Source organism: Streptomyces sp. BV286, from assembly GCF_019090165.1.
Classification (GTDB): domain Bacteria; phylum Actinomycetota; class Actinomycetes; order Streptomycetales; family Streptomycetaceae; genus Streptomyces.
On sequence record NZ_JAHRIB010000115.1, the window covers coordinates 1 to 8415 of the forward strand.

Annotated in this window: 8 protein-coding genes; 2 read left to right on the forward strand and 6 right to left on the reverse strand. The window is 72.4% G+C overall.

Going from position 1 to position 8415, the window contains the following annotated elements; all coding sequences use genetic code 11:
- The 5 genes from KUF83_RS16380 to KUF83_RS16400 form a co-directional block, all read right to left on the reverse strand.
- Positions 1–903 (reverse strand): hypothetical protein (locus KUF83_RS16380; RefSeq protein ID WP_217455430.1); only part of this gene is annotated, 903 nt, incomplete at its 3' end.
- Positions 900–1808 (reverse strand): DUF916 domain-containing protein, encoded by a 909-nt coding sequence (locus KUF83_RS16385; RefSeq protein WP_217455431.1) that lies wholly within the window; start codon positions 1806–1808, stop codon positions 900–902. The genes KUF83_RS16380 and KUF83_RS16385, both read right to left, overlap by 4 nt.
- Before the next feature lie 109 nt (positions 1809–1917).
- Positions 1918–2622: an LPXTG cell wall anchor domain-containing protein gene (locus tag KUF83_RS16390; RefSeq protein ID WP_217455432.1), complete on the reverse strand. Its 705-nt coding sequence runs from the start codon at positions 2620–2622 to the stop codon at positions 1918–1920.
- A 216-nt stretch (positions 2623–2838) separates the two neighbouring features.
- Positions 2839–3342 (reverse strand): ATP-binding protein, encoded by a 504-nt coding sequence (locus KUF83_RS16395; protein ID WP_217455433.1) that lies wholly within the window; start codon positions 3340–3342, stop codon positions 2839–2841.
- A 277-nt stretch (positions 3343–3619) separates the two neighbouring features.
- Entirely contained in the window at positions 3620–4087 is a 468-nt protein-coding gene (locus KUF83_RS16400) for an STAS domain-containing protein (protein ID WP_254643944.1), read from the reverse strand.
- A 252-nt stretch (positions 4088–4339) separates the two neighbouring features.
- Between KUF83_RS16400 and KUF83_RS16405 the strand changes: the two genes are divergently transcribed.
- Both KUF83_RS16405 and KUF83_RS16410 read left to right on the forward strand, forming a co-directional pair.
- Positions 4340–5251 carry an RNA polymerase sigma factor SigF gene (locus tag KUF83_RS16405; protein ID WP_217455434.1) on the forward strand — a complete coding sequence of 304 codons (912 nt, stop codon included), beginning with the start codon at positions 4340–4342 and terminating at the stop codon, positions 5249–5251.
- 269 nt (positions 5252–5520) lie between these two features.
- Positions 5521–7098: a ricin-type beta-trefoil lectin domain protein gene (locus KUF83_RS16410; RefSeq protein ID WP_217455435.1), complete on the forward strand. Its 1578-nt coding sequence runs from the start codon at positions 5521–5523 to the stop codon at positions 7096–7098.
- Between the two features lie 64 nt (positions 7099–7162).
- Here KUF83_RS16410 and hutI read toward each other — a convergent pair whose 3' ends face one another.
- Positions 7163–8383 carry an imidazolonepropionase gene (gene hutI, locus KUF83_RS16415; RefSeq protein WP_254643947.1) on the reverse strand — a complete coding sequence of 407 codons (1221 nt, stop codon included), beginning with the start codon at positions 8381–8383 and terminating at the stop codon, positions 7163–7165.
- Positions 8384–8415 lie beyond the last annotated feature (32 nt).

Consider the following 8415-nt stretch of genomic DNA (forward strand, 5'->3'; position numbering starts at 1 on the left):
GCCGGCGCCGAAGCGCCTGACACGGCCGGCGGGCCCGCGCGGCCTGATCCGGTCCACCACGGCCATGCCGATCCGGAACAGGGCGGCCGGTACGACGGCACAGACCAGGATCCAGAAGAGCGTCACGCCCCAGGGGCGGCCCACGCCCCACGGCTGCTCGGCGAGCACCTTGCCGCCGAACTTGAGCGAGACCGTGTAGTCGCCGTGCGCACCGGCGGTCAGCTCGACCGGCAGGCTGATGCGTGCCTTCTTGCCGGGCCCGATGGTGCCGCGCCACTGCTGTTCCTCCCACTGCGGGGCGAACACGCCGTGGGAGGTGCCGACCTGGAAGACCGGGTCCTTCACGGGGGCCGTACCGACGTTGCCGACGGTGAAGACGAGTGTGCGGGACGGTGGCGCGCCGAACCAGGTGAGCAGTCCGCCCGACCCGTCGAGCCGGGTGTCGGTGAGCACCGAGAGCCGCCCGCCGCTGTCCTGTTTCGGCAGCGGCTCGACGTCGTGTCCCGCGACCAGGAACGCGGCGTCCGCCTCCGCCTTCTCCCCGGTGACCGTCGCGACGTGCACCACGCAGGGGCACGGCACGGGCGGTTCGGAGACCGGCAGCTTTTTGCTGAACCTGCCCTTGGCGTCGGCGGTGACGGCCCGCCCGTCCGCGTTGGCACAGGAGTTGGTGCCGCCGATCACGCCCCGGTCGGTCGAGGACCGGCCGCAGATCAGCATCATCAGCAGGGCGTTCGCCCGCCATCCGGTGCCGTTCACAGTGATCGAACCGCCGGTCCCCGCCTGGGATCTGGACAGCTCGACCGCCGGTTTGTCCGCCGCCGAGGCGGTCGTCCCCACCAGCGGGAACAGGGCGAGCGCTAGCACCACCAGGACCGCCGGGACACGTACCTTGCCGCTCACGTCACCGCTCCCGTCAACTCGGCTTCCCTGTGCGGCTGTCCGGTGCGCCCGGCCTGCCGGGACCGCCTCCGACGCCGTACGGACCAGTGGGCGCTGCCCGCGCACACCACGAGCCCGGACGCCGCGCCCGCCACCGCCGTCCACGGCACGAACCACGCCCTGGCCTCCGCCTCGGCCCGCGCCCCGCCCGCCGCCGTGACCGCCAGTTCGACGTCGACCCCGTCGAGGGCGGGCGGGTCGGGCCAGGGTTCGTCGAGTGCGACGCGGCGGCCGGGGAGCAGTTCGAGGGGCAGGGCGCGCGGGGCCCGGTCGAGCACCTCTCCGAACAGGCCCTCGGCGCGTACGGCGAGCTTCGGGGCCAGCACGGTGGTGCCGCGGTTGACCAGCTCGTAGGAGATCCGGCCGTCGCGGACCTTCACGTGCTCGACGGTGAGCGCCGAGAGGGCCGGTCCGCCGACCCTCAGGTGGACACGTACGGCCGCGGTCCGGCCCCCGGCGCTCGCGAGGATCGCGCCGGGGTGGTCGCCGGGTGTGGTGCCCGCCGGCACGCTCACGGTGAAGGGCACGTCCGCGCGGGTCCGCGCCGGGATCCGCACCGTCCGGTCGGCGAACGTGATCCAGGCCCCGGTGTCCTTCGCCTTCGCCCGTACGGAGAGCGCGCCCCTCCCTGCGTTGTCGGCGTCGGCGCCCCGGAGCCGTACCGTCAGCGGCTGCCCGCCCGGGTTCAGCACGGACACCTTGTCCTGGAGGACCGTGCCCGGCGCGCCTTCCGCGTAGAAGTACGGCCGCCCGTCCCGGCCGCCTGCCGAGGGCGCGACGGACCAGTCGTCGGCGGCGGCGGAGACCGGGGCGACGCCGAGCGCGGTCACGGAGGCGAGGCAGAGGGCACGGACGACGAACGGCATCGGCGGCTCCGAAGCGGTAGGGGCGGTGCGCTGGCGCCCCCGGGCCTCCGGCTGTGGGGAGCCGTGCCGAGGGGCGGTGGTCGGCCTGCCGGTGTGCGGGCCGGGAGGCTCAGTGGCGGGCCTGGTTCCTCCTGGTGAGCCACAGCACGCCGGCCGCGCCGGCCAGCAGCACCGTGCCGCCGAGGGTGCCGAGTGCGATCGCGGAGTCCTCGGGGCCGGTCTGCGGGAGTTCCTCGCCGCCCGCCGGGGCGTCCTGCGAGGAGCCACCCGTGGAGCCGCCCGTGGAGCCACCGCCGGCCGCCGTGACGTCCAGGGTCAGCGAGGCCTTCGGGCTGTTGCTGGGCGTGCACGTGGTCGTCGTACCGAGGGCCTTGATGGTCAGCACGCCCGGCGTGAAGGTGACCTTGCCGGTCTTCTTCGGGGTGTACGTCCCGGTCAGGTCGGTGATCTTGATGGGGGTGTTGGCGGGAACCGCTTCCGGGTTGGCGGGGCCCTTGACCGACACGGTGCCGCTGTCGGCGCCGCCGAGCGTGATGACAGCGCTCGGGTTCATCGCGCCCTTGCCCAGTTCCACGGGGCTGGACGAGACGCCTTTCTGGAAGGTCATGGTGAGCTGGTAGCCGCTGCCGCTCTTGACGCCCTTGATGTCGATGGGCGAGACGGCGGACTTGTCACCGATGGGGGTCTTGCACTGGTAGTTGACGTCCACCACGTCGGCCCTGGCTGCGGGGGCGGCCATCAGCACCGCCGAGCCGGCCAGGGCCGCGGCGGACGCGAGCGCGGCGGTTCGTTTCTGGTACGTCCGGTATGACACGGTCCCCTCATTCCTGAAGGCGTTCCTGAAGACGTTCGCGACACAGTTCCTGACGGAACATCAGATCGGCCGTCAAGGTACGCCCGGGGCCTTGCCGAGGGAAGACAAAATGCGCGCCGGATCCGTGGGGATCCGACGCGCATCGAGTGATGTGCGAAGAAGGGTTCGAACCGCGGGTAACCCGAGATGAGGGTCGGAGTGCGCGTCCCGAGGGTGTTACGCGGGTGCTCCGAGCTCCGCCCAGACGGTCTTGCCGGCGACCCCGGCCGTGCGGATCACGCCCCAGTCCAGGCACAGCCGCTGCACGATGAACATGCCGTGACCACCGGGGCGGCCGGCTCTGTGCGGGGTCCGCGGGGCGGGCTGGCCCGTGCCCCGGTCGGAGACCTCCACCCGGAGCACCTTCTTGTCGTAGGCGATCCGGAGTTCGTCCGGGCCCTCCGCGTGCAGGCAGGCGTTGGTGACCAGTTCGGAGACGACCAGCAGTACGTCCTCCGCCGCCGCCCGCTGGTCGGCGGAGGCCGCGGGCAGCCAGCCCCACTCGTACAGCGCCTGCCGCGCGAAGTCACGGGCCATCGGGACGACACCGCTCTCGCCGTCGAAGTTCAGCCGGCGGGCCCGACGCCCGGCGGGTGTACCGCCCGGAGGCGTCCCGGAAGCGCCGCCGTCGCCCGGTTCCGGGCCGCGGTCGCCCGGCGAACAAGGCCGGGTGGTGCTCATCAGCGCTTCACCTCACCGATTCACCAGTTCACGATTCAAGACTCAGTTCTCAGCACATTCCGCACACACGGAAGGTTCGGGACACTCCGGATCAGGAGTCGGCCCGGTCCGCCGCGTGCTCGCCGTTCGGTCTGTTGACATATTCAGAATGTCTCCTGCCCGACCGAACCGTCAGAACACCCACTTATTCGCCACGGATGTCGTGACTCTGATAACGCGTTGATCACACAGAGGCAACCGAGGCATAACTGTGCCGCAGTGCACCGCTCCGAGTCGACTAGTCACCGGAGTCGGCGGCGGGCCGCGCGGACCCGGACGGGTCGGCCCCGGGCTCCGAGGCCCCGGGTTCACCCGCCTCGGCGCCGTCGGCTCCGCTCTTGTCGGCCAGCGCCGCCTCGAGCGTGTCGTGCACGGTGAAGACGGCCTCCGCCCCGGTGATCTCGAAGACCCGGGCCACCACCGGCAGCATTCCCGCCAGATGGACCCCGCCGCCCGCCGCCTCGGCCCGAAGCCGGGCACCGAGCAGGACGTTCAGTCCGGTGGAGTCACAGAACTCCAGCCGTGAACAGTCCACGACGAGTCGCGCGAACCCTCGGTCGAGGCAGTCCTCGACCGGTTCGCGCAGAAGGTCCGCCGTATGGTGATCCAGCTCACCCGCCGGGGTGATGACGGCACTAGTGCCCTCTTCCCGCACCTCGACCAGAAGCCGGCCCGACTGTGCGCTGCCGACCGTCCCGCGGTCCATGCCGTCTCTCTCTTCCGACCGTCGTGATTGCTTTTTGACGTTGTTGACTGACGCCCCCGAACCCTACGCCTTCCCTGCACACTCTGACACCCGAACAACCGCCAAGAAACGGACATTTCACCGTGAATCTCACTTGCGAGAGAGTCACAAAAGCGGGTAGGGCTAGTAGAGACAGTTTTCGACACGGCCGGCTTTGGAGGCGCCGCACACCGCAGTGCACGTATTGGCATCGGCAGCCATATGCCGAGAACGATGGAGGACATCATGTCACCCCGGCTCGACGCATCGCAGACCCAGAGGGCGACGTCGACGCGCCCTCCGGAACAACTGGCGGACGAGTCCGCCGACGAGAACCCCGGCCTCGCCGGTCTTCCGGAGATACCCCCCTTCGCCGAGGTGGGACCGGTGGACGCGAGGGCCCTGTCCAAGACCCTCTTCGAGCGGCTCGAGTCGCTGGAGGAAGGGACGTACGAGTACTCGTACGTCCGTAACACCCTGGTCGAACTGAACCTCGCCCTGGTGAAGTTCGCCGCCTCCCGGTTCCGCTCGCGCAGTGAGCCGATGGAGGACATCATCCAGGTCGGCACCATCGGCCTGATCAAGGCGATCGACCGCTTCGAGCTCAGCCGTGGCGTCGAGTTCCCGACCTTCGCGATGCCGACCATCGTCGGCGAGATCAAGCGCTTCTTCCGCGACACGTCGTGGTCGGTGCGCGTGCCGCGCCGTCTTCAGGAACTCCGTCTCGACCTGGCCAAGGCCGGCGACGAACTCGCACAGCAGCTGGACCGCGCTCCGACGGTGGGAGAGCTGGCGGAGCGTCTGGGGCTGTCGAACGACGAGGTCGTCGAGGGCATGGCGGCGTCCAACGCCTACACGGCCAGCTCGCTGGACGCCCAGCCCGAGGAGGACGACTCCGAGGGCGCGCTGGCGGACCGCATCGGCTACGAGGACCACGGCATCGAGGGCATCGAGTACGTCGAGTCGCTGAAGCCGCTGATCGCCGGACTTCCGCAGCGCGACCGGCAGATCCTGTCTCTGCGTTTCGTCGCCAACATGACCCAGTCGGAGATCGGTGACGAGCTCGGCATCTCGCAGATGCACGTGTCGCGGCTGCTGTCGCGGACGCTGGTGCGACTGCGCAGGGGACTGACCGTCGAGGAGTGACACCTTCGTCGCACACGAACGCGGGTGCATACGCGGGGCCGAACCGGACTGTCCGGTTCGGCCCCGCGCGTTTCGCCCGTCGGCCGCTTGCCGCCCCTGGCCTCCCGGCCCCTTGATTCACCCCCGGTCCGCCCACGGGACCGCCTCGGGTTACCGGCGGCAACCCCCTTTCCCCGCTGGTTGCCTTCCCTCACTATGGTCACCCGGCAAACTGGCTGGTACGTCAGGAGCCCGCACGTGACGGCACAGGGCGCAGGAGAGGCGGACGCATGGCTCGGGGTGAGGGCCGAGGGGCCGGCGGCGACGGCGGGACCGGGGGCGGCGTGCACACGGGGGCGTCCGACGCACGCCTGACCGAACTGCTGCGCGGCGACGCCTCGACCGGCTACGCGGCGCTGCGGGAACTGCGCGCACGCCACCGGCCCGCGGTCCTCGCGTACGCCCGGCTGTGCACCACCGGTGACGCGGCCGCCCGGGAACTGACCGCCCACGCCTTCACCCTCGCCGCCCAGGAGACCGTGCGCGGCGTCGACCCCCGCGGGCCCTGGCGGCACCAACTCCTGCTGCTGGCCGGGCGGGTGGCCGTCGCGTGGGCCGGGGACGAGCGGTCGGGCGGGCTCGACCCCGGACTGCTCGCGCGGCTGCGCGAGAGCCACCCCGGCGGCCCGCTCCCGCCGATGCTCGACGCGTTCCGGTCGCTGCCCGCCCGGGTCCAGGGCCTCCTCTGGTACGGGATCGTCGAGCGGGAGCCCGAGGACGAGACGGCCGGAGCGCTGGGCGTCACCCGCGAGGACGTGACGTACGGGACGGAGCCGGCCTTCCAGGCGTTGCGCACGACCTTCCTGCAGTCCCACCTCGCCGCCTCCGGTGACCCGCGCTGCCAGGACTTCCGCCGGCTGATCGAGGAGTCGGTCCATCCCGACAGCCCCCGCCACAGCGCGGACCTGCGCGCCCACATGGCCGAGTGCGGGCACTGCGCCCTCGCGTACGGGCAGCTCTCCGCGCTGCGGGACGACCGTCGCACGGCGCTGGCCGAGGGTCTGCTGCCGTGGGGCGGCACGGCCTACGCCATGGCGGGCACGGCCGGTGCGGGCCGCTCTCGCGCGCACCCGTCCGCCGCGTCGCGGCCCCGGGCGGTGCCGGTCACCTGGCCGCCGTCCCGCCGCTTCGTGCTGGCCTCGGCGGCTCTCGGAGTCGCCCTCGCCCCTCTGCTGATCCTCCTCGCCACCTCGGACGGCTCACGCCCTCAGGGGGCGGCCGGCACGAGACCCCCGGTGCGTCCGCCGGTCACGGTGACGGCCACGGTGCCCACGGCGCCGTCCCCCTCCGCCACGGCCGGCACGACCGGTCCGCCGAAGCCGACGAGGAGCCCGAGCCCTTCGAGGCCGGCGTCACCGAGCCCGTCCCGTACGAAGCCCGCCCCTCCCCCGCCGCCTCCCGGACACGGCTACGCCCAGGTGGTCAACCGCGACACGGGCCGCTGCCTGGACACCGCGGACGCCCACCTGGAGAAGGGCACGGACGTCGTCACGGCCCCCTGTACCTCGGCCCGCACCCAGCGCTGGCGCGTCGACACCGACCGGGGCGCCCTGCAGTCGTACGCGGACCCCGACTTCTGCCTGGACAGCCGCGGCGCGACCGACGACGGCGTGGGCGTCTGGGAGTGCGACTCGCTCGACGGCAGCAACGGAGCGAACCTGCGGTTCGCGGTGACCGCCTCCGGCGTGCTCCGCCCGGCCGTCGCCCCGGACCACGCGCTGACGCCGTCCGGCGACGACGGCCTGGACCTGGCCCCGGACACGGGCCGCACGGAGCAGCGGTGGCGGGCGGGCGCGGGGCCTGCCTGACCTCACCCGCCCGGCCGCGTCCTCGTACCCCGGGCACGGGCACGGCCCGGGGTGCCCCGGCGGGTCAGGCCACCCGTACGCCCCGGCGCCACACCGGGCCGACCAGCGGTACGCCCGGTCGGTAGGCCAGGTGCACGTGGCTGGGGGCGTCGAGGAGGGCGAGGTCCGCGTGGGCGCCGGGGGTGAGGCGGCCGACGTCCGTGCGGCGCAGGGCCCGCGCTCCGCCCGCCGTCGCCGACCAGAGCGCCTCGTCGGGTGTCATCCCCATGTCCCGTACCGCCAACGCGATGCAGAACGGCACGGACGACGTGAAGGACGAGCCCGGGTTGCAGTCCGTGGAGAGGGCGACCGTGACGCCCGCGTCGAGGAGGCGGCGGGCGTCGGGCCATTCGGCGCGGGTGGAGAACTCGGCACCGGGGAGGAGAGTGGCCACCGTGTCACCGCTCGCGAGGGCGTCCACGTCCGCGTCCGTCAGGTGGGTGCAGTGGTCCGCCGAGGCCGCGTCGAGTTCGACGGCCAGCAGCACGCCGGGGCCGTACGAGAGCTGGTTGGCGTGGATGCGCGGGTGCAGGCCCTTCGCCTTTCCCGCGGTGAGGATCGCGCGGGCCTGGTCCCCGTCGAAGGCGCCCTTCTCGCAGAAGACGTCGATCCACCGGGCGTACGGGGCACAGGCGTCGAGCATCTCGCCTGTGACGAGCGCGACGTACTCCGCGGGCCCGTCGGGGTCGTCGGCGTGGTCCGGGGAGACGATGTGCGCGCCGAGGTAGGTGACCTCGTCGGTGTGCGCGGAGGCGATGCGCAGGGCCCGCGCCTCGTCCTCGACCGTCAGCCCGTAGCCGGACTTCGTCTCGAACGTGGTCGTGCCCTGGCGGAGGGCCTCGTGGAGGTAGCGGGTGAGGTTGCGCTCCAGTTCCTCGTCGCTCGCGGCCCGGGTGGCGGCGACGGTCGTGCGGATGCCGCCGGCGCTGTAGGAGCGGCCGGACATGCGGGCGTTGAACTCCTGGGTGCGGTCGCCCGCGAAGACGAGGTGCGAGTGGGAGTCGACGAAGCCGGGGATCACCGCGCGGCCACCGGCGTCGACCCGGTTGTCAGTGGCGGGTGCTTCTCTTGATTCACCGGTCCACGCGATGCGGTCGCCGTCGATGACGACGGCCGCGTCCTGGATCAGACCGAGGGGGGAGCCGTCACCCAGGGAGGGGTCGTTGGTGACCAGACTGGCGATGTTGGTGATGAGGGTCGTGCTGCCGGTGCTGCTTCCGCTGGTGGGGCCGGTCGTGCTGCTCATGGCGTCCTCGGGGGCGATCGGGGCGACGGGGG